Source organism: Streptomyces sp. NPDC048182 (assembly GCF_043202555.1).
Classification (GTDB): domain Bacteria; phylum Actinomycetota; class Actinomycetes; order Streptomycetales; family Streptomycetaceae; genus Streptomyces.
Genome location: NZ_JBIDAQ010000003.1, coordinates 480,974 through 506,558, shown reverse-complemented (window position 1 = coordinate 506,558; position 25,585 = coordinate 480,974). Strand labels below are relative to the sequence as shown.

Below are 25,585 nucleotides of genomic sequence, written 5' to 3'. Positions count from 1 at the left end.
CGTCCGCCGCGAACCGGCCCGGGCGCCTCCCCGTCTCCCTGCCAGGAGACACCCGCTCGGCCCCGACCGGGAAGAGCGGCCACGACCAGACCAGACCCCACCGCTCACGGTCCCTCCAACCGTTCCACCACTCGAGGACAGGCCCCACCATGACTGTCATCCGGGAGCACGGCACGTCGCCGAACCCCGCCCCGACCTTCTCGTACTCCATCCCCGCCCAGCTCCGGCCCGGCCGCGCGACCGGCGCCGCCGAACGCCGCGAGCCGGTGACCGTGGCCGTCTACGCCCCCGACCCCGTCCTGCACGTGGGTGTCGTCCAACAGCTGCGCCAGCGGCCGGAGATCGCCCTGGCCGGCGGCGACGGCGCGGCCGGTGCGGAGGTGGCCGCCCAGGTCTCCCTCGTCGTCGTGGACACGGTCGACGACGAGGCCACCGCCCTGCTGAACCGCCTGCGCCACAACTCCGCCACCCGCACCGGTCTGGTGGTGGGCACCCTCGACTCCGGCGGGGCGCTCCAGCGCGTGGTGGAGTGCGGGGTCGCGGCGGTGCTGCGGCGCGCCGAGGCAGGCCCTGAGCAGTTGCTCAACCTGGTCCTCGCGGTCGCCAACGGGGAGGGTGTGCTCCCCGGTGACCTGCTCGGCCAGCTGCTCTCCCACGTCGGCCGCCTGCAACGCTCCGCGCTCGACCCGCACGCCGTCTCCCTGTCCGCCCTCAACGCCCGGGAGGCGGAGATGCTGCGCCTGGTGGCCGAGGGCCTGGACACGGCCGAGATCGCCCGCAAGACCTCGTACTCCGAACGCACCGTCAAGAACGTCCTGCACGAGATCATCAGCCGACTGCAACTGCGCAACCGGGCGCACGCGGTGGGGTACGCGGTGCGCAACGGGCTCATCTGACCGCCGGGGGCGCGGGCGCCGGGGCGGCCGGGTGGGCGGGACCAGCGGGTCGCCGAGACGGCCAGGGCGGCTGGGACCAGCGGATCGCCCGGACGACCGGGACCGTCGGGACGACCGGCGGCGCTCGGGTCGCCAGGGGCCGGCCCGGCTGGCCCGGGCCGGCGGGGCCGTCAGTGCCGAAGGGCGTCGGGGCGGGGGGGCGTGGGGTCCGTTCAGGCCGGGGGCGTCGGGGCCCGTAAAGGCCGGGAAACGTCTGGGCCGTTGGGGCGATCGAGGCTGGACGAGCCACCCGGCCCCTACAGGGCACCGGAACCGCACGAGCCACCCCGGTGGCCCCGGGCCCCGGGCACCGAGCCACCCGGGCCGACCCCACCGCCCCACCGGCGCAGCCGTGTTGCCCCCGCACACCCCCCGCGCTTCCCCCGACTGGGTCCCCGCCGCCCTCCCCGCCCGCCCACGCGCACGGGCAGGCTGGGCGGGGACCGGGCCCCGGCCGGCGTTCGAGGCCGCGCGGGGAGATCCGGACGCGGCTCGGGACCGTCGGGCCGCGGGTTTCGACTGTGAGGTGGACCGTGATGGGCACCACTGGCGCCGGCGGGCGGGTCCGCCCGGGGCGCGTGGGCGCGTCGTTGCTGCTGCTGGCCCCGCTGCTCGGTGTGACGGCGGCCTCCGCGCCGAGCGCCCCGGGCGCCCCGGGCGACGGGCCGCGCGTGCTGGACGCCGCCGACACCCGGGTGGCGTACGCCGGCACCCGGCACCGCAGCCTCGGTCGGGTGACCGACGACACCACCAGCGCACCGCTGTTCGGGGACGGGCCGGCCCACTTCGACGTCCAGCCGTTCGCGCTCGGCGACACGCTGGTCTTCGCCAGCCGGCGCGACGAGCGCCGGCCGCAGGTCTACCTGCGGGCCGCCGACGGCTCGGTACGGCGGCTGACCGCCGGCCGGGACGCGGCGCACCCCCGGCTGACGCCGGACGGCTCGGCGGTGCTCTTCGACTCCGCCGAGCCCACCGGCGCCGGCGGCGGCACCCAGCGCGACCTGTGGCGGGTGAACACCGACGGCACCGGCCTGACCCGGCTGACCGACACCCCCGCCGACGAGGAGTGGCCGACGGTCTCCCCCGACGGGGGCCGGCTGGCCTACGCGAGCGACGCCGACCCGGTCGTGGGCCGGCAGGTCTACGTCCGCCCGGCGGCCGGCGGCGCCGCGACCCGCGTCACCGGGCCGGAGAACGGCACGGCGTCGGAGCCGATCTGGAACCCCGTCGACGACGCGGAGAACCGCGACATCATCGCGTACACCGCCACCACCCCGGACGGGCGCCGCCTGCGCTGGGCCGACGCGAGTGGCGCGAGCGGCGGCGGTCCGCTGCTCGCCGGGGTGCAGGCGGACTGGGACACGCACGGCCCGGCGTGGCAGCCGGACGGCGACGGGCTGCTGTTCCTCAGCCCGAACCGCACCTGCGACTGCGAGGGCGACTGGGACCACGTCTTCCGGGTGACCGCGCACTCCGACGCCGAGCCGGACCTCGTGCTCAGCGAGGACCGCGAGGTCTCCACGCCCACCTGGACGGGACCGATGGGCGGCGGCGGCGTGGTCGTGGACCGCACCACCGCGGACGAGCCGGAGGGTCCGCACGCGGTGACGCTCCAGGACATCCGGTCGGACGGCTCCGACCCCCGCGACTTCGGCATCCCGGTCCTGAAGGAGGACCCGGAGGCCGACACCAACACCGACCCCGCCCGCGACCCGCTGTTCCAGCCCGACGCCGACCACGACCCGTGGACGGAGCGGCAGACCTACACGCCCGACGGCCGGCGGATCGTCGTCACCCGCTTCGAGGACGACCCGGACGCCCCCGCGGACTCCGGCAAGCGCGTCGAGCGGATCTGGACGACGGCCGCCGACGGGACCGACCTCCGGGTGCTGCCGCTGGCCGGGCGCGCCTCCGGCGACTGGGACACCGACCCGACGCTGTCCCCGGACGGCCGGCTGCTCGCCTTCACCCGCACCTCGCCGACCGGCGCCGGGAATGGCACAGGTCCTGGCCGGATCCTCATCGCGGACGCGGCCACCGGCGCGCTGCGCGGCGCCGTCACCCCGCCGGCCGGCCAGGGCACGGGTGACGCCCAGCCGACCTGGTCCCCCGACGGCACGGTGCTGGCCTTCACCCGCAACCAGGTGATCGACGGGGGCGGCGGCAACAAGCACGTGTGGACCGTGCCGGTGGCCGACCTGGCCCGGCAGAGCGACCTCAGCGCGCGCATGTGCCCCGGCGACTGCGCGGTGATCGACGACAGCCCGGCCTTCTCGCCGGACGGCCGCACCATCGCCTTCAACCGCAAGAACGGCGGCGGCCTGGTCGACGAGCACAACGGCCTGCTGCTGACCTCCGTCTCCGGCGACGACTGCCGGGTGCTGCTGCCGGCCGCCGCCCGGGGCGTGCCCGGCGCCTGCGGCCGGGAGCTGCCCGACACCACGGTCACCGGCCCCCACCAGCCGCGCGACGCGGCCTGGACCGCGGACGGCCGGGCGCTGGTGATCAGCTCGCGCGCCGAGGTGGCGCCCAACAGCCCCGAGCACCTCTCCTTCGTGGACGTGGCGTCCGGCGCGCTCACCCCCCTCACCGCCGACCTGCCCGGGCGGCAGAAGGAACCCGCCGTGCAGCAGTCGGTGGACCTCGCGGTGCGGGCGCCCGGCACGGCCCCCGAGGTCACCGTCGGGGACGACACCACGGTCCGCGTCGACGTGGTGAACAACGGCCCCGCCGCCTCCCCCGGCACCCGGCTGACCGTGGCGCCGCCGCTGGGGATCGGCGTCAAGCGGATGACCTGGCCCGGCGGCACCTGCGACGCCGCGTCCCTGGTCTGCGACCTCGGCGTGGTCGAGCCGGGCACGACCGTGCCGGTGACGGTGGTGCTCACCGGGAACACCGTGGGCGACCAGCCGGTCGACTGGAACGTCACCGGCTCCGTGCTCGACCCCCGGCCGGGCGACAACACGGCCCGCACGGTGGTGCCGGTGGCCGAGGCCCCCGAGCCGACGCCGACGCCGACGCCCACCCCGACGCCGACTCCGACGCCCACGCCGCCGCCCCCGACCCGGACGCCGACCCCGCCGCCGGCGCCCCGTCCGCCCGCGCCGCCGCCCCCGCCCGCCCCGCAGCCGCCGGCGCCCGCCGCCGGGCCCGCGGTCGGCGTGACGGTGCAGCCCACCCCGGGCTATGTCGGGGGCCGCGTGGTGGTGACGTACACCGTGCGCAACGGGCGCAACGCCCTCGCCACCGGGCTGCGGCTGAGCATCGGGCTGCCGCAGGGCGTGCCGAACAACGGCCCGCCCCCCGGCTGCGACCGCTCCTGGACCTGCGCGCTGCCCGACCTCGCGCCGGGCACGAGCACCGTCCTCCAGGTCGTGCTCAGCCCGGACAAGGCACTGACCGGCCGGGCCGTCGGGGTGCTCACCACCACCGGCACGGACGCGAACCCGCGCGACAACACCGCCCGGGCCCGGGTGCGGATCCTCCAGCCCCGGATCATCGCGGTGCCGGAGATCGGCAAGCCGGGGTTCGTGACCTCGGTGCGCGGCAAGGACTTCCCGCCCGGGGTGCCGGTGCGCTTCAAGTGGAAGCCCGGCATCACCGCGGCGGCGGCGCCCACCGTGCCGGGTCCGGCCGGCACCTTCATCGGCCAGTTGCTGATCCTCGCCAAGGACCAGACGGGCCCGCGCACGATCACCGCGAGCGGTCCCGGCTTCTCCCCGGTGCACACCGACTTCCTGGTGGTCAACGGCAGCGTGCAGCCCCCGGACGAGGTGACCCGCCGGTGATCCACGAGGTCGACGCCGCGCTGCGCCGGCTGCTCTCCGAGTCCGGCATGGAGGCGTCGGGCGTCGAGGTGGTCCTCGACGCGCCGACCCGGGAGTGGGCGGCGGGCCGCGGCGCCCCGACGCTCAGCCTCTTCCTCTACGACATCCGGGAGGACCCCACCCGGCGGGCCAGCGGCGGGCACGAGCTGTACGACGAGGACGGGCACGTGGTGGCCCGGCGGGCGCCGGCGCGGTGGTTCGAGCTGACGTACCTGGTCACCGCGTGGGCAAGCCGCCCGCAGGACGAGCACCGGCTGCTCTCCCAGGCGCTGGCCTGCCTGACCGCCCACGACATGCTGCCCCCGGCGCTGCTGACCGGCACCCTGGCCGAGCTGGGCCTCACGGTCGGCCTGGACGGCGGCGGGTCCGGCCTCGACGCGCCGGCCGCCTCCGACGTGTGGTCGGCGCTCGGCGGGGAGCTGAAGGCGTCGCTCGGGGTGCGGGTGCGGGCGCCGCTCGCGGGCACGGTGGCCGCCGCGGGACCGCCGGTCACCGAGGGGCTCCTCGTCCGCGCGGGCGACCTCTCCTCCGGCGGGGACCCGTCGGCGGGCCGCCGGCTGCGGTACGCGGAGGTGCCCGACCCGGCTCCGGACGAGGGCTTCGCCGGGCAGCGCGAGCGCGGCCCCCGGCCCGCCCGCCGCAGACGAGGGGACCGCCAGCCGTGACGCGCACACACACGGCCGAGGGCCCCGCCGTGAAGCAGCGCCGGGAGACACCTGCCGACGCCCATCTCTGGGAGCGGCTCCGGCTGGTCGAGGAGCGGGTGCGGCGGGCCGTCGCGGCGCGGCGGGCCGTGGATCCCGACCCGGACGACCCGTACCGGGGCCGGTACCTCACCCCCGACGGAGCCGACCGCCTCCTGGGCGCGCCGGGCGGCCTCGGCCTGCCCGCGCTCGCGCCGGACGCCGCCCCCGAGGGCAGCGTCCTCGGCGAGCTGGCCGACCGGTTCGGGCTCACGCCGCTGGAGACGGACCTGCTCCTGGTGGTGGCCGCCCCCGATCTGGATCCGCGCTTCGAGCCGCTCTACGGCTACCTCAACGACGACCTGACCCGCCGCCGGCCCACCGTGGGCCTCGCCCTGGAGCTGTGCGGGCTGCCCACGACGTCACCCGCCCGCTTCCGGCTGGCGCCGGACGCGCCCCTGGTGGCGGGCGGCCTGCTGCGGGTGACGGACCCCGAACGGCCACCGCTCGCCCGGGTCCTCGCCGTGCCCGACCGGGTCACCGCGCACCTCCTCGGGAACACCGCGCCCGACGCCCGCCTCGCCGGGGTGCTCGGCACCGCGCACCCGGACCCGACGGCGGCACCGCAGGAGGCGCGGCGCGCGGCGGCGGCCACCGCCGGCGGCTCCCGCCATGTGCACCTGCGCAGCCGGGGCGGCGACGCCGAGGGCCTGGCCGCCGCCGCGCTGGACACGGCCGGGCTCGGCTGCCTGGCCCTGGACGCGGGCGCGCTGGCCGAGCGTCCGGGCGAGGCGGCGGAGCAGGCCCGGGTCGCGGCCCTGGAGGCCCGCCTCACCGGCGCGGGCGTGGTCCTGGGCCCGCTGGAGGAGCTGCCCGGCGAGCCGGCCGCCCGGACCCGCCTGCTGCGCGCCTGCTGCGCCGCGCTGCGCGGGGTGCCCTTCTTCACGTACGGCTACGCGGTGTGGGCCCCGGAGTGGTCGGCCGACACCCCCCTCACCCTCCCGGTGGCGGCCCCAGGACCGGAGCGCCAGGCCGAACGCTGGCGCCGCGCCCTGGAGGACGCCGGGGACGGCGCGTCCACGGCGGACGCCCCGGAGCTGGCCCGGGCCGTCGCCGCGCACCGGCTGGACGCCCGGCAGCTGCTGCGGGCGGCCGGCGCGGCAACGCGCGCGGCGGCGCTCGACGGGCGGCCGGTGTCCGCCGGCGACCTGCGGGTGGCCGTACGCGCCCAGAACGGCGCCGGGCTGGCCCGGCTGGCCCGCCGGGTGGAGCCCGGCGTCGGCTGGGACGACCTGGTCCTGCCGCCGCCGACCCACCGGCGGCTGCGCGAACTCGCCCTGCGGGCCCGCCACCGCGAGCAGGTCCTCGGGGCCTGGGGCATGCGTCCCGGCGGTGGCCGGGGCCGGGGCGTGATCGCGCTGTTCGCGGGCGAGTCGGGCACCGGCAAGACGATGTCCGCCGAGGTCGTCGCCGCCGACCTGGGCATGGACCTGTACGTCGTGGACCTCTCCACGGTCGTGGACAAGTACATCGGCGAGACCGAGAAGAACCTGGAGCGGATCTTCACCGAGGCGTCGGCGGTCAACGCGGTGCTGCTCTTCGACGAGGCCGACGCCATCTTCGGCAAGCGCTCCGAGGTGAAGGGCGCCCACGACCGGCACGCCAACATCGAGTCGGCCTACCTGCTCCAGCGCATGGAGTCCTTCGACGGCATCGCGGTGCTCACCACCAACCTGCGGGCCAACCTGGACGAGGCGTTCACCCGCCGCCTGGACGTGGTGGCGGACTTCCCGATGCCGGACACCGGCCAGCGCCTCGCCCTGTGGGAACGGTGCCTCCGATCCCTGCCCCGGGCCGACGATCTCGACCTGGCCTTCTGCGCCGACCGCTTCGAGCTGGCCGGCGGTTCGATCCGGGCCTGCGCGGTCACCGCCGCCTATCTCGCGGCCGAGGCGGAGGCCCCGCTGACCATGCGCCAGGTGGTGACGGCGGTCGCCCAGGAGTACCGCAAGCTCGGCCGGCTGGTCCTGGAGGGCGAGTTCGGGCCGTACACGGCGGACGTCGGGCAGGTCTGACCCGCGTCCGGCACCTCTGAGCAGGCACGCCGGGCACATCCGGGCCGCCCGTAGAGGCAGACCCGTTGCCCCCGCGCGGGTACCGCGGCCCCTGGTCGGCCCCCGGCGGGCCGACCAGACTCGGCGGGGAGACAGCCTGCACACGTGGACGCGAAGGAGCGAGCATGGCGACGTACCTCACCCCGGGCGTGTACGTGGAGGAGGTGCAGTCCGGTGCGCGGCCCATCGAGGGGGTCGGCACCGCGGTCGCCGCGTTCGTCGGGTTCGCCCAGAGCGGGCCCTTCCACGCCCCGACCCTGGTCACCAACTGGGAGCAGTACACCCAGCAGTTCGGCGGCTTCACCGAGGGCACCTACCTGGCGCACGCGGTCTACGGCTACTTCGCCAACGGCGGCGGCGCGGCCTACGTGGTGCGCATCGGCGGCTCCGCCGAGGACGCCTCCGCCCCGGCGCCGGCCGCCGGGCGGACCGAGCCCGAGCGGCAGCGGGTGGAGCTGGGCGGCTTCCTGGTCGCGGCGCGGCCCGGCGTGAGCGGGGTGTCGGTGGAGGTCGCCGACGCGGACGGCGAGAACCCGCCCGAGGACCGCTTCAAGCTGCTGGTCCGCCAGGGCGACCAGGTGGCCGAGACCTACGAGGCGTCCACCCGCAAGAACGTCAAGGGCTACCTGGTCAACCAGGCCCGCTCCTCGAAGCTGATCGAGGTCACCGAGCAGCAGCGCACCGCCACCCAGACCCGGCCCGCGGGCCAGACGCTCGCCGTCCCCGACGCCCCGGCACAGACCGCGCCGGCCGCCACCGGGCCGGACGCGGGCTCGAACTCCGGCGAGGTCGCCCGGCTCGACCCGGCGGAGTACGTCGGCGACGCGGGCGCCCGCACCGGCTTCGGCGGCCTGGAGACCATCGACGAGATCACCATGGTCGCGGTCCCCGACCTGATGGGCGCCTTCGAGCGCGGCGACATCGACGCCGAGGGCGTGCGCACGGTGCAGCTCGCGGTGATCTCGCACTGCGAGCAGATGGGCGACCGGGTCGCGGTCCTCGACTCCCCGCCGGGGATGTCCGCGCAGCAGGTGCGGACCTGGCGCAACGACGAGGCGGGCTACGACTCCCGCTACGCCACGCTCTACTACCCGTGGGTGCGGGTCTTCGACCCGGCCACCGGGCGCAACGCCACCATCCCGCCGAGCGGCCACATCGCCGGCGTGTGGGCGCGCAGCGACGCCGAGCGCGGCGTGCACAAGGCCCCCGCCAACGAGGTGATCCGCGGCGCGGTCGACCTGGAGATCCGGCTCAGCAAGGGCGAGCAGGACCTGCTCAACCCGATCGGCGTGAACTGCGTGCGGGCCTTCCCCGGCCGCGGCATCCGCATCTGGGGCGCCCGCACCCTCTCCTCCGACCCGGCCTGGCGCTACCTGAACGTGCGCCGGCTCTTCAACTACCTGGAGGAGTCCATCCTCCTGGGCACCCAGTGGGTGGTCTTCGAACCCAACGACGACCGGCTCTGGTCCAGCATCCGGCGCAACATCACCGCGTTCCTCACCGAGGAGTGGCGGCGCGGGGCGTTGTTCGGCCGCACGGCGGCGGAGGCGTTCTACGTCAAGTGCGACCGGGACAACAACCCGCAGGAGTCCATCGACCAGGGCCGCGTGGTCTGCGAGATCGGCGTCTCCCCGGTCAAGCCGGCGGAGTTCGTCGTCTTCCGCCTGGCCCAGTTCTCCGACAGCACCAGCCTCGTCGACGAGTGACCGACCGGTCTCAAAGGATAGGTGACAGACAGTCATGGCAGAGGGCGATGCTCTTTCCACCCATATCTTCGGCGTGCAGCTCGGGGGTTACCTGGTCGAGTCGATCCAGGAGATCAGCGGGCTGACCGTCGAGGAGGAGGTCGTCGAGGTCCGCCAGGTCAGCGCGGAGGGCAAGCAGATCATCCGCAAGCAGCCGGGCGCCCGGCAGGCCGGCGAGATCACGATCACCCGGGGACTCGACCAGAGCAGCGAGTTCACGAAGTGGATCAAGGAGACCCTGAACAACGGCGCCGTGGACACCGCGCGCCAGAACCTCACCATCGAGATCAAGGACTCCACCGGTGAGACGGTCCGCCGCATCCAGCTCATGCAGGGCTGGGCGTCGAAGTGGGAGGGCCCGTCGCTGTCGGCGAACGAGTCCTCGGCGGCCACCGAGTCCGTGACGATCGTGTTCGAGGAGATCATCGTCGAATGAAGCGCCGTACGGTCACCGCGGGCAACCTGGACGAGATCCTGCAGGTCACGGCGTCCGGGGTGGCTCCGGAGCAGCCCAGCCCGGTCCCCGCTGCCGCGCCGCCGGCCCGGCAGCGGGACACCGGGCTGCGCACGGAGTTCGAGTTCGAGCTGCCGCGCGGGTACGTCGACGAGGCGGGGACCGTGCACCGGCACGGCGCCATGCGCCTGGCCACGGCGCGCGACGAGCTGCGCCCGCAGATCGACCTGCGGGTGAAGGAGAACCCGGCGTACCTGAGCGTGGTGCTGCTGAGCCAGGTGATCACCCGGATCGGCTCCGTCACCGATGTGCACGCCGGGGTGGTGGAGCGGATGTACGCCACCGACGTCGCCTTCCTCCAGGACTTCTACCGGCGGGTCAACAGCGAGGGGCACACCCGGGCGGCGGTGACCTGCCCGCACTGCGAGGGCGGCTTCGAGGTCGATCTCTCGGGTGGGCGCCTGGGGGAATCGTGACGTACGCCCTCCCCCGCCTGCGGGAGGAGATCGCGTACATCGCCTACCACTTCCACTGGCCGCGCGAGGAGATCCTCGACCTGCCCCACGGCGAGCGGCAGCAATGGGTGACGGAGATCGCCCGTATCAACACGCGTGTGAACGAGGGTGGCTGAGCGGTGGCCGAGCGCATGGCATGGCGGGAGCGGATACGCCGCCGACGGGCCGTCACCCCGGCCGTCCCGGCGACGGACGGTGGCCGGGAAGCGGCCACCACGACAGCACCGCCCGCTCCCTCCGGCACCCCGGGCGGCTGGGACGGCGGCTGGCGTCGCACCTCCCCGCCCGCGCTGACCCTCAGCCGTGCGCCGCTGGCCGTCAGCGACGGCCTGTCCTTCCGGGACGGGCTCGCGGCCTGGCAGAACCCGTCCTTCGACGCGGGCCTCGGCCACGCCGTCCTGCCCACCGCACCGACCGGCCTGGTGGGCGGCGTCGCCCGCCCCGCGGCCACCGCCCAGCCCGTCCACAGCGGGGGCGGCCCGCTGCTGCTGCGTGCCCTGCGGCCGGACGCCGAGGAGCCGGGGGGCGCGGACGCCGTCGCCTCCGGCGGCGGACCGTCCGCGCGGCGGGGCTCGGGGCCGGGGGCGACGCGTTCCGCGCGCGAGGGTTCCCCGGTACAGCGGGCGAGCACCTCGGTGCGGGGTCCGGCGGCCGGTACGACACCTTCCGCGCCGGGCGGCGGGGCGGGTGCGGCCGGGGTCCCGGACGAGGCCCGCGGCGGGTCGGTGGGGACGGGGCCGCAGGCGGCGCCGGGAGCAGCGGCGGCGCCGCCCGTCGTGCGGCCCGCTTCCGGCGGATCGGGTACGGGTCCGGTGGGTGCGGGGCGGCAACGGACGGCCCCGGGAACACCGGCGGCGTCGGCGCCGCCCCTCGTACGGCCCGGTTCCGGCCGGTCGGGTTCGGGCCCGGTGGTGGCCCGCGCCATGGCCACCCATACGGACGGCACGCCCAGCACGCCCCGCGCGCCCAGCACGCCCAGCACGCCCAGCACGCCCAGCACGCCCAGCACGCCGAGGGTCGCCGCCGACCCGCCGGGTGCGTCCGGCGGGGAGGCGCCCCGGGAGCGCGGGCTCACCTCCACCGACGACCCCACCGTCCTCGGGGCCTCGCGTGCCCCGGCCCCCTCCGCCGCGCCCTCCGCCGCGCCCTCCGACGCCGGCCCTCGTACGGTCACGCCCCCGGCCGTCCCGCTGGTGCGCCGCGTCGCGGTGCTCGGCGGCACCTCCCCCGCGGCCCGGCCGGGGCCCAGCAGGACACCGGGCACGCCGCCCGGGGCGCCCGTGCAGCGCACGGTGACCGGGAGCGGGGCGCGGACCGGCGCGCCGGATCGCCCGGTGCCGGGCGACCGGGCCCGGGCGGGCGGGGGCACGTCGCCCCGAGCGCAGGCCGACGCCGGGGCCGCCTCCGCCTCCGCCGCCTCGGGAGCGCCGGTGCGCGTCCGGCCCGAAGGGCCCTCGCCGTCGGCGCCGGCCGGCCCGGAACGGCCGGGCCGGGCGGCGCCTGTACAGGACACCGCGCGTCCGCTGGTGCGCGTCCGGCCCGTCGGGGCCGCCCTGACCGTGGCCCGCGCCGTGTCCACTCCGCTGCGGCGGGCGCGCGTGCTGCCCTCGGCCGACGCACCGCCACCCGCATCGGCGCCCGCGCCCTCCGCTTCCCATTCCACCGGCGACCGAAAGGGCACCGCCTCCACCGCCGACACCCCGAGCGCCCCGGGCGCCCCGAGCGCCCCCGCCGCGACGGCTCCCGGCGCACCGTCGGACACCCCGCGCCCCGGACGCCGTACGGAAGGCCGGGCCACCCTCGGCGCCCCGCTGACCGCGCTGCCCGAGACGGCCACCGCGTCTCCCGGCGCCCCGGCCCCCGGCACCACCGCCCCGGGCGCCGCACGCGGGTCCGGCCTCCCCATGGTCCAGCGGACGAGCGAGGGCCCGGCCTCCTCGACGACCCCGCCGACGCCGGGTGCCTCCACGAAGCCCCCGGCACCCACCGCGGCGCCCGGCACCGGGCAGCGGGCCGCCGGCGCCGCCGCCTCCCGGGCCCGCGCCCGGGGCGGCCTCGGCGCGCCCCTGTCCGCGCTGCCCGCGACCGCCACCCGGCCCGGGAGCCCCGCCGCCCGCCCCTCCGACGCGAGTGGCCCGAGCGTCCAGCGCAGTACGGCGGCGCCTCGGCAGGGCCCCGACCCCGGCGGATCGCCGTCCGCCAAGGACGACGGCACCCCGTCCCGCCCCACTGCGCCCAACCGGACGACCGGCACCGCCGACGCGCCGCTGCTCGGGACGGACGTACCGCGCGCCACCCCGACCACCGCCCACCCGCCCGCCTCACGGCCCGCCCCGGACACGACCGCCGCCACCCCCCTCGTCCGGCACACCCCGCCGGCCGGCCCCGAGCCCGCGGCCGGCACGTCCCCGCGCACCGGCACCCGGCCCACCAGCCCGTCCCCGTCCCCCGCCCCCGCCTCCGCCCCCGCCGTGCAGCGCGCGACCGCCCCGGCACCGGCGCGCACCGCGCAGGCCGACGGCACGCCGCCCCTCGTCACGGCACGCGCCACCTCAGGCGGAGCCGGAACGGCACCCGCCCCAGGGGCGGTCCGGCGCACGCCCGCCCCCATCCGCCCGCTGCTGGCCGCCCGCCCCCTGTCCCTCTCCACCCACTCGGCGCAAGGCGGTCCCGCCCCCGCTCCACGGCCACCGGCCCGCCCGGTCGTGGCCGCACGCTGGACCGACCGAACGCCCGCGGCGCACCCGGCGGCACCCGCGCCCACCGCCACCGCCCCCTCCGGCACGTCGCCCCTCCCCGCCGTCCAGCGGGCACCGTCGGCCCCGACGCCTCACGGCACACATGGCTCCAGCCACAGCCACAGCCCCGCACCCACCCCCGCCCGCGTCCCGGTCGTCCGCCCCCACGCCGCCGGCTCCCCCGGCCCCGCCACCCCCGTGCAGCCCTCCGGAGCCCGTCCCTCCCCCGCCCTCCCGGTCACCGCCCCCCTGGCCCCGCCCCTCGCCGGCCGCTCGATGACCGGCACGCCGACGACGACGCCGGCGCAGTCCGTACCGGTGGTCCGCCCCCGCAGCATCCAGGCGGCGCCCGGCAACCCCGCCCGATCCGGGCCGGGTCCCAGGACACCCGCGCCCCCGGTCCAGCGCACCCCCGGCACACCCGCCCCCACCGGCGGCCCACACCACACAGCCACGGCCGGCCCCTCCCCCTCCTCCACACCCAAGTCCCAGTCCAAGTCCACGCGCACCCAGCCGCGGCCGGACCCCGCCCCCCAACCGGACGCCGGCGACCTGGACGACCTCGCCCGCCGCCTCCTCGACCCGGTGGCCCGCCTGCTCAGGACCGAGCTGCGGCGCGGACGCGAGCGCACGGGCCGCCCCTACGACGGCCGGCGCTGACGGCAGAGACAAGGAACGTACGCATGATGGACAGCATCTTCGCCACGAGCGTGTTCTTCCGGCTGGCGATCGGCGGGAACGACCTCGGTGCCTTCCACACCTGCTCCGGCATGGGCGCCGAGGTGGAGCTCGAGACCTACGCCGAGGGCGGCAACAACGGCTTCGCCTGGCAGCTGCCCGGCCGGGTGACGTGGTCGCCGATCACGCTCACCCGCCCGGTGACGGAGGACACCGCCAAGATCGGCCGCTGGCTGGACGAGACCCTGCGCCGGGTCGAGCCCAAGGACGGCGAGATCGTCGCCCTGCGCCCGGACCTCACCAAGATCATCAGCTGGCAGGTCTTCGGCATCGTCCCGGTGCGCTGGCAGGGGCCCTCCTTCGACCCCGCCAGTTCGCAGGCGGCGGTGGAGACCCTGGAGATCGCCCACCAGGGCCTGCGCCCCGACGACTGAGCCGCCCCCCGCCCCCCGCCCCCTGACGAACACCGGACACCGGACACCGGAAAGGAACCCCGCGCCATGTCCCCATCGGTCCGCGCCGCCCGGGCCAGGGCCCAGCTGACTCTGAAGGAGCCCCCCGCCTCGGTCGGCGCGAAGCCCGGCGGGACGCTGGCGCAGCTCAGCCTCCAGTTCAACCCGGCCTCGCTTCAGCTGTCGAAGTCGACGGAGTGGCGGCGCTCCCCGTCCCGGATGGCCGGCCAGTCCGCGCTGCCGGAGTTCGTCGGCAGCGGCCCCCGGCGGCTGAGCCTGGAGGTGTTCATGGACGCCACCGCCACCCACGACAACTCGGTGGAGCAGGCGGTGGAAAAGCTGATGAAGGCGTGCGTGCCCACCCAGGCGAGCCTCGGCCGCAAGAAGCCGGCCAGCCCGTGGGTGCGGTTCGAGTGGGGCACCGCGCGCACCACGTCCTTCGACGGCGTGCTGTCGGACCTGTCGGTGTCGTACACCCTCTTCGACGTGGACGGCCGCCCGCTGCGCGCCACCTGCTCGCTCTCCATCGAGGAGGCGAGCGTCGACCCGCCGGGCCAGAACCCGACGTCGGGCGCGCGCACCGCCCGCTCCACGCACACCGTGGTGGCGGGCGACAGCCTGGCGATGCTCGCCTGGCGGGAGTACGGCGACGCGACGGCCTGGCGGGCCATCGCCGAGGCGAACCGGATCGACGACCCGCTCGCGCTCGTCCCCGGCACCGAACTGGTCGTGCCGGGGCTGCGCGACGCGGGCGCGGAGGAGGAGCGATGACCACGCCGGAGGGGACGCCATGACCACGCCCGAGGCACGCGGCGGGCGGTCCTTCGCGGCCGACCCGATCGTGGAGACACCCGGTGAGCTGCCGCCGATCTGGGCCGCGCAGCTGGTCAGCTGCGTGGTGGACGAGAACGCGGGGCTGCCCGACATGGCGGTCCTCACCTACCGCGACCCCGACAACGAGTTCCTGCGCGCCACCGGCGTCACCATCGGCACGCCCCTGCGGGTCTCGGTGGTCACGGTGGGCGGCCGGGCGCGCGAGCTGCTGTTCAGCGGCGAGGTGACGGCGCTGGAGATCGACCGGGACTCCACCGGCTCGTTCACCGTGGTGCGCGGCTTCTCCCGGGCGCACCGGCTCCAGCGCGGGCGGCGGGTGATGGCGTACCGCAACATGACGGCCGCCGCGATCGTCCGCAAGGTCGCCCAGAACGCCGGGCTCACCTGCGGGACGGTGGAGGCCGCGCCGGTCACCTACAAGCAGCTGTCGCAGGCGAACGTCTCCGACTGGGACTTCCTGCAGTTCCTGGCCGCGGAGAGCGGTGCCCAGGTGCGGGTGGACGACAAGGGGATGCTGCAGTTCACCAAGCCGCGCAAGGCGTCCGGCGCGCCCTCGCCCACCACGCCCGCGACGCGGAGCCCGATGGTCCTGGAGTACGGGCGGAACCTGCTGGCGCTGCGGGCCGCGCTGACGGCGGCCGACGGCGCGCAGCAGGTGGAGGTGCGCGGCTGGGACGCGACCACCAAGCGACCGCTGGTGGCGCGGCGCCCCTCGGTGGACAGCGACACGGTGGTGCCGGGCCTCAGTCCGGCGTTCGCGGCCCGTTTCGGCAAGGCGTCCAAGGTGACCGTCACCGACACCCCGTACCGCACGGCGGCCGAGACGACGGCGGTGGCCGGCGCGGTGGCCGACCACGTCAGCGCGGGCTTCGGCGAGCTGGAGGCGCTGGTCGAGGGCAACCCCCTGCTGCGGGCCGGCAAGCCGGTGGCGCTGGGCAACGTCGGGCGGGCGTTCTCCGGCAAGTACACGGCGACGGCGGTGCGGCACGTCCTCGAACCGCACGGCGGCTACCGGACGACGGTGTGGGTGAGCGCCAGCCCGGACCGCTCCCTCACCGGCCTGGTCACCGGCGCCAACGCCCCCTCCCGCGGCCCCCGGATACCCGGCCTGGCGATCGGCGTCGTCACCGACGTGCGCGAGCCGGCCGGCGCCCAGAGCGGCGCGGTGAAGCTGAAGTTCCCCTGGCTGGACGACACGTACGTCACCGACTGGGTGCGCAGCGTGCAGTGGGGCGGCAAGGGCGGCGGCGGGGTGGTCAGCGCCGAGGTCAACGACGAGGTGCTGGTCGGCTTCGAACAGGGGCTGCTGGACAGCCCGTACGTCATCGGCGGGCTGTACAACGGCGTGGACAAGCCCTCGCCGCACGACGTCCCGCTGATCGACCGGACCTCCGGGAAGGTCAACCGGCGCTCCTTCGTGTCGCGTTCGGGGCACCGGATCGAGCTGCTCGACGCGCGGCGGCCGGGCCCGTCCGGGGTGCGGCTCACCTCCGCCGACGAGCGCCTCGAAGTCTTCCTGGACGACCGGCAGGACCGGATCGAGCTGAAGGTGTACATGGGCAAGGGCCGCCAGCGGGTCGCCTCGTCCGTCTCGATGGACAGGAAGGGCATCACCCTGGACGCGGGGCAGGGCGACGTGAGCGTGTCGGGCCGGAACGTCGACATCCAGGGCCGGGTCGGGACGACGATCGGCGGCCGGACGGTGAGCGTCACCGGCAGCTCCGGCGTCACCGTCGACGGCGGTCTGCTCGGCGTCCTCAAGGCCAAGCTCATCCGCATCAACTGACCCCCACTCCGCCTACGCACACCCTTTGGAGCGCCGCATGCCAGCCGCTGCCCGCACCGGTGACCCCGTCAACCACGGCGGCCGGATCACCACCCCGCCGCCGCCCGCCGCCCGGGCGGTGGCCACCGTCCTGATCGGCGGCCGGCCCGCCGCGGTCATCGGCAGTCTCACCGTCTGCCCGGTCCCGCCGCACGCGGCGCTCGGCCCGGCCAACGTGATCGTGCCCAACCCGGCCGGGCTCGTCGGCGGCCCCGTCCTGATCGGCGGGCTGCCGGCCGCGAAGGCGCGCGACCAGACGGCGTGCGGCGGGATGATCCTGATGGGCGCCCCCAACGTGCTGATCGGGGGCGTGTGATGAGCGAGCGGTTCATCGGCCGGGGCTGGGGTTTCCCGCTGCGGGTCGGGCCGACCGGCGGGATCGGCATGGTCGAGAAGGAGCGGGAGATCGAGGAGGCGATCCGCCTCGTCCTCGGCACCGCGCCCGGCGAGCGGCCGATGCGCCCCGAGTTCGGCTGCGGCATCCACGAGTACGTCTTCGCGCCGGGCGACGGCGCCACCGCCGGGCGGATCGCGCAGCAGGTGCGCGAGGCGCTGGAGCGGTGGGAGCCGCGGATCCAGGTCGACGACGTGGTCGTCGCCTTCGACGCCGTGGAGGCCGGGACCCTCTACATCGACGTGCACTACACCGTGCGCTCCACCAACGACCGGCGCAACCTGGTCTTCCCCTTCTACACGATCCCCTCCGACGGCGGGGCCGAGGAACTGGTCGCGGACTGATGCCACTGCCCTCCCCCAACCTGGACGACCGGCGGTTCCAGCAACTCGTCGACGAGGCCAAGCGGTACGTCCAGCAGCGGGCGCCCGAGTGGACGGACCACAACGTGTCCGACCCCGGCGTCACGCTGATCGAGACGTTCGCCTACCTCGTGGACCAGCTCCTGTACCGGCTCAACCGGGTGCCGGACAAGAACTACCTGGCCTTCCTCGACCTGCTCGGCATCCACCTCTTCCCGCCCACGGCCGCCGGCGCCGACGTCGACTTCTGGCTCTCCGCGCCGCAGCCCGACACGGTGACGCTGCCGCCGGGCACCGAGGTGACCACCGCGCGCGGCGAGAGCGAGGAGGCGGTCGTCTTCGCCACGACCGAGGAACTGCGCATCGTCCCGTCGGAGTTGGTCCGCCTGGTGACGGCGCCGCGCGGCGGTGAGCAGACCGACAGGACCGGGCAGCTCACCGAGGGCCGGGACGTGCCCTGCTTCCAGCAGTCGCCCGAGCCGGGCGACGCGCTGCTGTTCGGCCTGCCGACGGCCGTGCCGCGCTGCGTGGTCGCCGTCCGCCTGGACAGCCGGGTGGAGGGCGTCGGCGTCGACCCGCGCCAGCCGCCGCTGGTGTGGGAGGCGTGGGACGGCGGGCGGTGGCAGCGGTGCGAGACCGGCGAGGACACCACCGGCGGCCTGAACCGGCCCGGCGAGGTCATCGTGTACGTGCCGGCCGGGCACACGGCGTCGGTGATCGGCGGCACCCGGGCCGGCTGGCTGCGCTGCCGGGTGACCGAGGCGGAGCCGGGCCAGCCGTTCTACTCCGAGTCCCCGACGGTCCGCGAGGCCGAGGTGTTCACGGTGGGCGGCACGATGGCCGTGGAGAACGCCGAGACGGTCCTCGACGAGCCGCTGGGCACCTCGGAGGGCGTGGCCGGGCAGTCCTTCCGGCTGAGCCGGCGGCCCGTGCTGCTCGACGGCGACCCGCCGGTGGTGGAGGTGTCCTCGGCGCAGGGCTGGCAGCGCTGGGAGCTGGTGGAGCACTTCGGGCGCTCCGGACCGGAGGACCGGCATGTCCGCGTCGACGCGGCCACCGGCGAGTTCACCTTCCCGCCGGTGCTGCGCGAGCCGGACGGCACGCTGCGCTTCCGCGGCGCGGTCCCGGAGAAGGGCGCCCGGATCAGGGTGGTCCGCTACCGCACCGGCGGCGGCCCGGACGGCAACGTGGCCCGCTACGCGATCTCCGTGCTGCGCAGCTCGGTCCCGTACGTCGCGCGGGTCGTCAACCGGGAGGCGGCGCGCGGCGGGGTGGCCGCGGAGACCGTGGAGAACGCCCGGCTGCGGGCGCCGGACGCGCTGCGCATGCAGGAGCGGGCGGTGACGGCCGAGGACTACGAGATCATCAGCCGCCAGGCGGCGCCGTCGGTGCGGCGGGTGCGCTGCCTGCCCGCCGGGGACGGGACCGCGGCGGTGCGGGTCCTGGTGGTGCCGGACGCGCTGCCCGAGGACGGCGACCGGCTGCGCTTCGAGCAGCTCATCCCCTCCGAGCAGGTGCTCGCCGCGATCGCCGCGCGGCTGGACGAGCGGCGGCTGATCGGCACGCGGGTGCTGGTGGAGCCGCCGGTCTACCAGGGGGTCACCGTGGTGGCCCGGCTGACGGTCCGGGCGGGCGCGGGGGCCGGGGCCGGTGCCGGTGAGACCGACCGGGTGCGCGACGCGGTGCTGGCCGCGCTGCACCGCCACCTCGACCCGCTGCGCGGCGGGCCCGACGGGACGGGGTGGCCGTTCGGGCGCCCGGTGCAGTACGGGGAGGTCTTCGGCGTGGTGCAGCGGGCCGGCGGGGACGCGCTGGTGGAGGAGATCCGGCTGTTCCCCGCCGACCCGGTCACCGGGCGGCGCGGGTCGGCGGCCGACCGCATCGAGGTCGGCCCCGGCGCGCTGGTCTTCTCCCACCAGCACCAGGTCGTGGTCTCCGCGCGGGAGCCGGAGGCCCGGGGGTGAGCCGCGCCGCCGTGCCCGGCCTGCCGAGCCGCCACCCCATCGGCGGTCAGCTCCCCGCCCTGTACGCCGACGACGACTTCGCCCAGCGCTTCACCGGCGGCCTGGACACGGTCCTCGCGCCGGTCTTCGCGACGCTGGACAACCTGCCGGCCTACTTCGACCCCCGCCTGGCCCCGCCCGACTTCGTCGCCTGGCTGGCCTCCTGGGTCGGCGCCGCCGACGACCCCGAGCGGCCCCTGGAACGGCGCCGCGAGGCGGTGGTCCGCGCCCTGGAGCTGCACCGGCGCCGCGGCACCCGGCGCGGCCTCCTCGACGCCCTGGCCCTCGCCTTCGGGCTGGACGCCGAGATCGCCGGCGACGGCGCGGCGACCTGGTCCCGCACGGCCGGCGCCGACCTGCCGCCTGCGGGGCGGGACACGGTGGCGGTACGGGTGTGGCCCGCCGGGCAGGCGCCCGAGGACCGGGTCCGCGCGCTGGTGCGGACCATGTGCCCGGTGCACGTCGAATGCCGCGTCGAGTTCCTGCCCGCCCCACCCACCGAGAGGGGGTGACACCGTGCGCACCTGCCCCTCGTGCGGGTCATCCGTAGGCCCGACCGACGACTTCTGCGGCAACTGCGGCTCCTACCTGGGCTGGTCGGAGGAGTCCGGCGGGGCCGATACGGGGTCCAGCGGATCCGGCGACCCGAGCACCGGGGAGCCGCCCGCCCCGTCGTCGCCGTCCGCGACCGCGCCACCGCTCGCTCCGGCGGAGCCGGCGTCCGGCACTCCGCAGGACGGCGATGCCACCCCGCCGGAGGGACCGCCCCGCCGGACCGCCGCCCCGTCCCCCGGGGGCGACACCGACGCGCCCCGGCAGCCCCGGGGAGAAGAAGCCGGCGAGAGCGCAGGAGCGGACGACGCCACCGCACCGGGAGACCCCGACCCCGCTCCCGCCCAGACACCCCGCCGTCTCCTGCGCCCCGTACGGGGCGCCCGCCCCGGAACGGCCGCCCCCGAACCCACCGGCCCTGAGCCCGGCGGGTCCGACCCCGCACGACCCGACCCCGCCCGCCCGGAACCCGATCGACCCGAGCCCCGCCTCCTGCGCGGCGTACGCGGCAGGGCCCGTGCTCCCCGCCCCGGAACCGCAGACACCGAACCCACCGCTCCTGAGCCCGCCCAGCCCGGGCCGGCCCCGTCCGATCCCGCCCCGTCCGACCCTGCCCCGTCCGACGCCGCACGCCCCGAGCCGCGCCTCCTTCGGGCCGTGCGCGGCAGGCCCCGTGGCGCTCGGCCCGGTACGGCGGAGACCGACCCCACCCGGGCCGAGCCCGCACGGCCCCAACCCGCCCCGCCGAATGCCGTGTCACCCGGCCCGGCCCGACCAGCCGCACCCGAGACGGCCCGGGCCACCCCCGCGCCGGCCACCCCCCAGCCCCCCGCCCCCGACCCGATCATCCCGGTCCAGCCGGCCCGCCCCGTGACCGCCCGGCCCGCGGTGCGGCCCGCCGTCGCGGACGACCCCGACACCGCCGGCGGCACACCGTGCCCGGCGTGCGGGACGGCCAACCCGCCGGGCCGCCGCTTCTGCCGCCGCTGCGCCACCCCGCTCGACCCCGCCGCCGCGCGGGTCGACCTGCCCTGGTGGCGCACGATATGGCCGTTCCGGCGCCGCACCCGGGCGGGTTCGGGCCGCGGCACCCGTCTGCTGGTGATCCTCTGCGCGTTGGCCATCGTGGGCGCGGGCGTCTTCCTGCTCCTCCCGACCGGCCGGCACCTGATCGAGGACACCCGGGACAAGCTGGGCAAGGCCACCGCCGTGACCCCCGTGAAGGTCACCGCCGACGCCGAGGTCCCCCACCACCCGGCGGGCAACACCACGGACGGCCTCAGAAACCGCTACTGGGGCGCCCCGAAGGCGGGCGCCTCGGTGACGTACACCTTCGACCGGCCCTTCCGCCTCGTCGACGTCATCGTGACCAACGGCGCGTCGAAGGACCCCGAGGAGTACGCCCGCCAGGCCCGCGCCCTGCGCATCACCATGGACGCGACCACCGAGGACGGCGAGCACGTCCGCGAGGAGCTGCGGATCAGCGACAAGCCGGGCTCGCAGACCACGGTGACGGGCATCAGCAAGGTGACGTCCGTCCGGCTGACCCTGGACGACCCCGCCGGGACCGGCCCCGGCCGCCATCTCGCCCTGGCGGAGGTGGAGTTCTTCCAGCGCAGCTAGGCCCCCACCTCCAGGCCCTCAGACGCCGCCCATGTCGTGGTCGTGGTCGTGGTCCTCGTCGGGCCGGAGCCGGGTCATGCGGCCGTCGACGCGGACGTACACCGCCTCGGGTTCGTCGTCGTCGGTGTAGTACGCCTGGCCGTTGGGCGCGATGTGGAGGGTGTAGCCGGGCACCTGGGCGGGCGGCCGGGGGACGTTCGAGCTGCTCGACGCCTCCCCGGGTCCCGGCCCGTAGCGCCCCGCCCCGCTGGACGTGCCGCCCATCTCGACGTCCCCGCCGGCGTGCCCCTCGACCTCGCCCTCCTCGAAGAGGTCCGTCTCCATGGCGTCCTCCTCCACGGCCTCCGGCTCCTCCCGCCGCTTCGTCGAGATGGCCGGCTCCTTCTGCTCCAGCAGGGGCTTGCCCTTGCGCGTGATGGCCTTCCTCAGCTTGTCGCCGTTGGCGCCCGTGTGCAGGAACTTGGACATGCTCGGCACGTCGTAGCCGCGGTCGCGGAGGAGCCCGGCGAGCGTGCGCAGCAGTTCGCCGGGGGCGCTGGTCGGATTCAGCTCCTCCTCGGCCCCGCTGTTGTGCACCCGCGCCCAGTCCGCGGCCCACTTCTCCTTGGCCAGGCTGCGCAGGGTCGCCGTGAGGATGTCCCGGCCCTCCTGGTCGAGCGCCCCGCCCTTGGTGAACTGCTTCGCCGGGTCGCCCTTCTTGCGGTCCTTCGGCCCGCTCTGCACCTTGCCCGACCGCGTGGGCACCTGGTTCCAGTGGCCCTCCTTCCCGTACCGGGTGAGGTAGCCGCCGAGCCTGTTGGGGTGCAGGCCGATGACCCCGCCCAGGTACTTGAGGGTCATCCGCTCCTTGTTCTTGTAGTCGTGGGCGAGTTCCAGCGCCTGCTGCCGGTCCTGCCGGGTGGGCGGCCGGCCGGCGCCGCCGTTCCAGAGCGCGCTGAGGTGCGCCACCTCGGCCTCGTCGAGGAACTCGTGCTTGCGGCGCGGCGCGTTGAAGGTCGCCGAGCCCTGGCCGATCCCCGCGGGCGCGGTGTCCACCGTCCAGGTGTCGTTGAGCGGCACCTTGGTGCGCCGGTACTTCCCCTTGTCGTCGAACTCGGCATCGCTCGTAGGGGGCGTCACGTCGGCCTGCCGGGACGCGTACCGGCCGGGGACCCGGAGGCTGGGGCCGCCGTTACGGTTCACGGCGCCTTCCGGGGCCGCCTCGTTCCGCATCGCGGGCGTGCTGGTGATGTCCTCCTCCACCATCTGGCGGATGTACTCCAGGTAGTGCTCGTCCAGGATGTGCCGCTGGTGTTCGTAGAGGCCGTTGACGGAGCTCTGGAAGTAATGGCCGTAGTTCTCGTCGAAGCTGAGGTCCTCGAAGCCCAGCCGCTCCCGGTAGTACTGCAGCGCGGCGGCGCAGCCCATGCACGGACGGTACTTGCCCATGATGGCGATCGGTCCCCTGACGTCCTCGTGAGGCTTGATGCGGGCCTCCTTGAGGGCGAGGAGCAGCTTCTGCTCCGCGTGCAGGGAGCCCTCCGCCGTCGGCTGCCCGGCGTTCGGGCCGGACTTCTTGGCCCGCGGGTCCAGCGCCCGGTGGCGGAGCAGGAACGCCCGCCCCTCGTACTTGCGGCTCGTCAGGTACTCGCGCAGGTTCTCGTCCTCGATGTTGACGACGATGACCGGCGCCCCCAGCTTCGCGCGCAGCGCCTTGGCCGTGGCGTCCTCGCCCCGCCCCTGCTCGCCGTCCCCGCGCTGCCCGCTGACGATGGCCTGGTTCTTCCTGCGCAGGGTCGCCAGCTTCTGCCGCTGGTTGTCGGCCTCGTGCCGGCGCAGCCCCGCGGTGGCCCCGGCGTCGCTCTGGCGGATGTCGAGCAGCTGCTGGAGCGTGGGCTCCTGCCCGCCCGCCGCCCGCCGCCCCCGGTCCCTGAGGGTGTCGAGCGAGGAGTTGTAGTTCGACGCGAAGACCAGGCGGTCGTTGATCAGCATGCCCTGGATCTCGCGGTTGTTGGCGTCCTCGGTGGTGTTGCCCGGGTCCTCCGCGCGGGCCTGCTCCTGTGCGCCGCGGGCGCTGTCGAAGAGCAGGGCGCTGGTGTCCGACAGCGTCTGCTCGGCCTCCTCCTGGTCCTTGGAGCGCGGGAAGCGCATCCAGAACTCGCCGTGGGCGCGGCCCTGGCGCCGGGCGCCGTAGTTCACCATCGGGTCGTCGTCGACCAGTTCGGCGATCTCCTCCATGACCTCGGCGGGCGTCTTCGGCTCCAGGGAATCCGTCTCGGAGTCCGCCTCGTACTCCTCGTCCGAGGTCTCCTCCCCGGACCCGGAGGCCATCTCCTCATCGGAGTCCGGCCGCCGGACGGTCCCCGGGCGCAGGGGCGCGCGCTGCACGGCGGACCCGGCGTCGGCGGGCGAGGAGTGGGCGGCGGGGTCCGCCTCGGCCCGCTGGGCCGGCACCGGGCCCGCGGCCAGCGCCCGCGCCGCGTTCGCCTCCGCCTCGCGCTCGAACCGGTCGGAGGGGTGGGAGAGGCTTAGCCCGGCCCCGTTGTCGGTGCCCGCGACCGGCCCCTGGCGCTGCTGCACGACGTGCGTCAGCTCGTGGTAGAGGGTGCGCTTGTCGGCCCCGCCGTCGCCGATGACGACGTGCTCGCCGGAGGTGTAGGCCCGGGCGCCGATCTCGGCGGCGGAGTTCTTCGCGGCCCGGCCCTCGTGCAGGCGTACGCCGCCGAAGTCCGCGCCGAGCCGGGCCTCGGCGTCCGCCCGGGTCGGGCCGTCCAGCGGCTTGCCGCCGGTGCGCAGCACGTCGTGCACGGCGGACCGCCGCTGCACCGCGGGCTCCTCACCCGGAGCGCAGTCGTCCCCGTGCCGGTGCTCCTCCTCCGGGCGGATGCGGCCGACCCGGCGCAGCACCTCCACGACGGCGGCGTTCCCGACGCTCCCCTGCAACTCCGTGAGGGCGTCCACCGGACGCGCACCGGACGCCCCCTCCTCGGCCGCCCGGGTCGCGGCGGGCCCCTTCCCGGCGCTGGACCGTTTCACGTCGGCCGCCACGTCCATCGACAGTTACCGCCCGGGAGCCTGGGAGAAAGAGGACCCCTCCTGCTTACGGCCCCCGGCCCGTCCCTGGCAAGGCCCGCGGGGGCACACCAGGGGCAGGCGAAAGGGCATGTCCCCACGGACGCGCGATCACCCGCGGTTGCCCCGGCACGACGGGAGTCGGGCGGTGGACGACCCGACCGCCGTCCACCGCCCGTCCCCCGGCGCGGGCGCGTCAGTAGTCGACGCGGTCCGACTTGGCCAGCCACGCGTCGAACGGCGCCGTGCGGTTCGGCAGGTCGAGCTGCTCGACCCGCATCGGCCACATCGAGGCGGGCTGCTTCTCGAAGAGGTCGTAGAACCTGCGGTCGTCGAAGCCGGCCACCGCCGCGTCGTGCCGGTCGGCGCAGAAGACGATCCGGTCCACCCGGGCCCACAGCGCGGAGGACAGGCACATCGGACAGGGCTCGCACGAGGTGACCAGGACGCAGCCCTCCAGCGAGAAGGTGCCCAGCTCCTTGCAGGCGGCGCGCATCGCGGTCACCTCGGCGTGCGCGGTCGGATCCAGGTTCTTGGTGACCTGGTTGTTCCCGAGGCAGACGATCTCGCTGCCCCGGGCGATCAGGGCGCCGAACGGGCCGCCGCCGTTGGCGACGCTCTCGGTGGCCACCCGGATCGCCTCGTCCAGCCAGGCGCGCTCGTGGTCCTGGACGCTCGCTTCTTGGGTCTGCACGGTCACGGTGAACTTCTTTCGTTCGGAAAACGGAGGGCCTTCGCGTCCTGACTCGCCTTGTGTGAGGAGTACACCGCGGGCCGCCGCGGACCAGATAGGGGTGGAA

At 76.1% G+C, this 25,585-nt stretch carries 19 protein-coding genes; 17 read left to right on the top strand and 2 right to left on the bottom strand.

All coding sequences use genetic code 11. The features are described 5' to 3' along the window. Positions 1-149: 149 nt before the first annotated feature. The 17 genes from ACGFZL_RS08430 (at position 150) to ACGFZL_RS08350 (ending at position 21,734) form a co-directional block, all read left to right on the top strand. Complete coding sequence (locus ACGFZL_RS08430; protein ID WP_355174465.1) at positions 150-896, top strand: response regulator transcription factor; 747 nt, start codon at positions 150-152, stop codon at positions 894-896. 575 nt (positions 897-1,471) lie between these two features. Continuing rightward, positions 1,472-4,723, top strand: coding sequence for a hypothetical protein (locus tag ACGFZL_RS08425; RefSeq protein WP_393690125.1), 3,252 nt, complete (start codon positions 1,472-1,474; stop codon positions 4,721-4,723). Further along, complete coding sequence (locus ACGFZL_RS08420) at positions 4,720-5,427, top strand: DUF4255 domain-containing protein (protein ID WP_393690124.1); 708 nt, start codon at positions 4,720-4,722, stop codon at positions 5,425-5,427. The genes ACGFZL_RS08425 and ACGFZL_RS08420 overlap by 4 nt, the downstream gene beginning before the upstream one ends. Positions 5,428-5,456: 29 nt before the next feature. Then, a complete protein-coding gene (locus ACGFZL_RS08415; protein WP_393690205.1) occupies positions 5,457-7,520 on the top strand; it encodes an ATP-binding protein in 2,064 nt (687 codons plus the stop codon). A gap of 164 nt (positions 7,521-7,684) precedes the next feature. Then, positions 7,685-9,265, top strand: a complete 1,581-nt coding sequence (locus tag ACGFZL_RS08410; RefSeq protein WP_393690123.1) for a phage tail sheath family protein — start codon at positions 7,685-7,687, stop codon at positions 9,263-9,265. A gap of 34 nt (positions 9,266-9,299) precedes the next feature. After that, positions 9,300-9,740, top strand: coding sequence for a phage tail protein (locus ACGFZL_RS08405; protein ID WP_355174472.1), 441 nt, complete (start codon positions 9,300-9,302; stop codon positions 9,738-9,740). Continuing rightward, on the top strand, positions 9,737-10,234 hold the full coding sequence (locus tag ACGFZL_RS08400; RefSeq protein ID WP_355174474.1) for a hypothetical protein: 498 nt from the start codon (positions 9,737-9,739) through the stop codon (positions 10,232-10,234). Before ACGFZL_RS08405 ends, ACGFZL_RS08400 begins: the two co-directional genes overlap by 4 nt. After that, the gene (locus ACGFZL_RS08395) at positions 10,231-10,389 is read left to right on the top strand and encodes a DUF6760 family protein (RefSeq protein ID WP_355174476.1); all 159 of its coding nucleotides are present in this window, start codon (positions 10,231-10,233) and stop codon (positions 10,387-10,389) included. The genes ACGFZL_RS08400 and ACGFZL_RS08395 overlap by 4 nt, the downstream gene beginning before the upstream one ends. A 3-nt stretch (positions 10,390-10,392) precedes the next feature. Beyond that, complete coding sequence (locus ACGFZL_RS08390) at positions 10,393-13,671, top strand: hypothetical protein (RefSeq protein WP_393690122.1); 3,279 nt, start codon at positions 10,393-10,395, stop codon at positions 13,669-13,671. A 23-nt stretch (positions 13,672-13,694) separates the two neighbouring features. Next, the gene (locus ACGFZL_RS08385; protein ID WP_355174480.1) at positions 13,695-14,123 is read left to right on the top strand and encodes a phage tail protein; all 429 of its coding nucleotides are present in this window, start codon (positions 13,695-13,697) and stop codon (positions 14,121-14,123) included. A 66-nt stretch (positions 14,124-14,189) separates the two neighbouring features. Next, entirely contained in the window at positions 14,190-14,912 is a 723-nt protein-coding gene (locus tag ACGFZL_RS08380) for a LysM peptidoglycan-binding domain-containing protein (protein WP_355174482.1), read from the top strand. A gap of 19 nt (positions 14,913-14,931) precedes the next feature. Next, the gene (locus ACGFZL_RS08375) at positions 14,932-16,761 is read left to right on the top strand and encodes a VgrG-related protein (protein ID WP_393690121.1); all 1,830 of its coding nucleotides are present in this window, start codon (positions 14,932-14,934) and stop codon (positions 16,759-16,761) included. 37 nt (positions 16,762-16,798) lie between these two features. Next, the gene (locus ACGFZL_RS08370) at positions 16,799-17,116 is read left to right on the top strand and encodes a PAAR domain-containing protein (RefSeq protein WP_355174486.1); all 318 of its coding nucleotides are present in this window, start codon (positions 16,799-16,801) and stop codon (positions 17,114-17,116) included. Next, complete coding sequence (locus tag ACGFZL_RS08365) at positions 17,116-17,538, top strand: GPW/gp25 family protein (protein WP_355174488.1); 423 nt, start codon at positions 17,116-17,118, stop codon at positions 17,536-17,538. Before ACGFZL_RS08370 ends, ACGFZL_RS08365 begins: the two co-directional genes overlap by 1 nt. Further along, positions 17,538-19,520 carry a putative baseplate assembly protein gene (locus ACGFZL_RS08360; protein ID WP_393690120.1) on the top strand — a complete coding sequence of 661 codons (1,983 nt, stop codon included), beginning with the start codon at positions 17,538-17,540 and terminating at the stop codon, positions 19,518-19,520. The genes ACGFZL_RS08365 and ACGFZL_RS08360 overlap by 1 nt, the downstream gene beginning before the upstream one ends. Continuing rightward, a complete protein-coding gene (locus ACGFZL_RS08355) occupies positions 19,517-20,071 on the top strand; it encodes a phage tail protein (protein WP_393690119.1) in 555 nt (184 codons plus the stop codon). The genes ACGFZL_RS08360 and ACGFZL_RS08355 overlap by 4 nt, the downstream gene beginning before the upstream one ends. Before the next feature lie 910 nt (positions 20,072-20,981). Then, the gene (locus ACGFZL_RS08350) at positions 20,982-21,734 is read left to right on the top strand and encodes a zinc ribbon domain-containing protein (protein WP_393690118.1); all 753 of its coding nucleotides are present in this window, start codon (positions 20,982-20,984) and stop codon (positions 21,732-21,734) included. An 18-nt stretch (positions 21,735-21,752) separates the two neighbouring features. On the opposite strand, the gene ACGFZL_RS08345 is transcribed toward ACGFZL_RS08350, so the two are convergent. Together ACGFZL_RS08345 and ACGFZL_RS08340 are read right to left on the bottom strand one after the other, a co-directional pair. Further along, positions 21,753-24,749 (bottom strand): DUF4157 domain-containing protein, encoded by a 2,997-nt coding sequence (locus ACGFZL_RS08345; protein WP_393690117.1) that lies wholly within the window; start codon positions 24,747-24,749, stop codon positions 21,753-21,755. Between the two features lie 232 nt (positions 24,750-24,981). Then, entirely contained in the window at positions 24,982-25,485 is a 504-nt protein-coding gene (locus tag ACGFZL_RS08340) for a nucleoside deaminase (protein ID WP_393690116.1), read from the bottom strand. Between the last annotated feature and the right edge of the window lie 100 nt (positions 25,486-25,585).

Coding starts and splice junctions, on each gene's coding strand:
- ACGFZL_RS08380 (WP_355174482.1), top strand. CDS start 14,190: ATGTCCCCATCGGTCCGCGCCGCCCGGGCCAGGGCCCAGCTGACTCTG.
- ACGFZL_RS08360 (WP_393690120.1), top strand. CDS start 17,538: ATGCCACTGCCCTCCCCCAACCTGGACGACCGGCGGTTCCAGCAACTC.
- ACGFZL_RS08400 (WP_355174474.1), top strand. CDS start 9,737: ATGAAGCGCCGTACGGTCACCGCGGGCAACCTGGACGAGATCCTGCAG.
- ACGFZL_RS08425 (WP_393690125.1), top strand. CDS start 1,472: ATGGGCACCACTGGCGCCGGCGGGCGGGTCCGCCCGGGGCGCGTGGGC.
- ACGFZL_RS08370 (WP_355174486.1), top strand. CDS start 16,799: ATGCCAGCCGCTGCCCGCACCGGTGACCCCGTCAACCACGGCGGCCGG.
- ACGFZL_RS08405 (WP_355174472.1), top strand. CDS start 9,300: ATGGCAGAGGGCGATGCTCTTTCCACCCATATCTTCGGCGTGCAGCTC.
- ACGFZL_RS08375 (WP_393690121.1), top strand. CDS start 14,932: ATGACCACGCCCGAGGCACGCGGCGGGCGGTCCTTCGCGGCCGACCCG.
- ACGFZL_RS08385 (WP_355174480.1), top strand. CDS start 13,695: ATGATGGACAGCATCTTCGCCACGAGCGTGTTCTTCCGGCTGGCGATC.
- ACGFZL_RS08430 (WP_355174465.1), top strand. CDS start 150: ATGACTGTCATCCGGGAGCACGGCACGTCGCCGAACCCCGCCCCGACC.
- ACGFZL_RS08365 (WP_355174488.1), top strand. CDS start 17,116: ATGAGCGAGCGGTTCATCGGCCGGGGCTGGGGTTTCCCGCTGCGGGTC.
- ACGFZL_RS08410 (WP_393690123.1), top strand. CDS start 7,685: ATGGCGACGTACCTCACCCCGGGCGTGTACGTGGAGGAGGTGCAGTCC.